Source organism: Haladaptatus ordinarius (assembly GCF_054177595.1).
This window is the reverse complement of the sequence record NZ_JBPEHH010000266.1, coordinates 1-1193: the sequence shown is the minus strand read 5'-3', so window position 1 is coordinate 1193 and position 1193 is coordinate 1. Positions and strand designations below refer to the sequence as shown.

1 protein-coding gene and 1 pseudogene are annotated in these 1193 nt (G+C 56.3%); both read left to right on the top strand.

Annotation, left to right across the window (positions count from 1 at the left end; translation table 11 throughout):
* The coding region (locus tag ACR3FF_RS27105; RefSeq protein ID WP_458191198.1) for a DUF7260 family protein at nt 1-254 on the top strand (254 nt) is incomplete at its 5' end.
* A 52-nt stretch (nt 255-306) separates the two neighbouring features.
* Nucleotides 307-1046: pseudogene (locus ACR3FF_RS27100) on the top strand (ISH3 family transposase); the annotation flags it as partial.
* Nucleotides 1047-1193 lie beyond the last annotated feature (147 nt).

The window sequence follows — 1193 nt, the reverse complement described above, 5'->3', positions numbered from 1 at the left end:
TAGCAGAAATTGAGCGTGCTAACTACCCATTTGCTGACCGAAGCGATCGACTCACAACGATTCACCAGCGGCTGGAGCAGTTAGCAGAGGGACAGCAAGCATATCTGCGTCAGCGTGAGGTACCAAATGAGGAGCTATTTCCATCGTTCGTCTACACAGAACTAGATACCAACCATCCCGGATTGGAAGCCATCGCGATAGCTCGTGACATACGCGATAAGATTGAACTTCGCCATTGGGTTGACACGCGGTAAAGTATCAGTACATCACAAAGCCGGTTAGTTGAGACGTCTGCTTGCTGAAGATGTGTCCAAGCACCAGCAGCAAGCAGACAGTGAAATCCACGAGGACCAGCTCCTTAACTTCCTCGTCAACCGACTTGACGAGGAAGTGTCTCTCTCCCTTGCGAACAACGCTACTATCAATGCAGAGGACATCCACGAGGTCCTCGTCGGCGCGACCGCCGACGGGACCTCGATCTCTACGCTGTGCAACTCCAGCGAAGACTCGCCATCTGTGAATATGATTCCCTACCATCTCCGGACGAAGTTCGAGCCGTTCCGGCTCGAACGAGTCGCTAACTCGCTCCTTCGGCGGGATGTCGTCGAACTCCTCCCCGAGCAGGTGGAGGTCTGTGCAGACCTCCACCTGCGGCCCTATTACGGTGATGAGGACGACACGGACGGGCTCTATCACTCAGAGGCGAAGCGTGGAACCACTGCGTTCCACGCCTATGCGACGCTGTACGCACGCGTGCGGAACAAACAGCTACCACGCTGGCGGTGCGCCGTCTCGAAGACGGCGACACCGCCAGCAGTGTCCTCGCTGAGTTCCTCGGTGTTCACGACGACCTTGACACCGAAGTCAAGGCCGTCTACCTCGATCGCGGATTCTACGACAGCAAGTGTCTCACGCTGTTGCAGGCGCACAACGTCGCCTACGTGGTTCCGATCATCTGGTGGGGAGAGGCGATCCAGCAGGAATTCTCGGAAGGATGGAGTCGCGTCATCGAACACGATCTGACAGGGAAACTCGACGGTCACCGCTAGACCGTCGAGTTTCCCGTCTACATCGACTGTCGGTAGTTCCCATCGTTCCTGATTACTGACTCGGTTTCTGGGGCGAGACGAGAGTAGCTGGCGCGGATGAGCGAATGATTCAACCAAAGACGGCGGTCTCACTCCAGTGAGAGC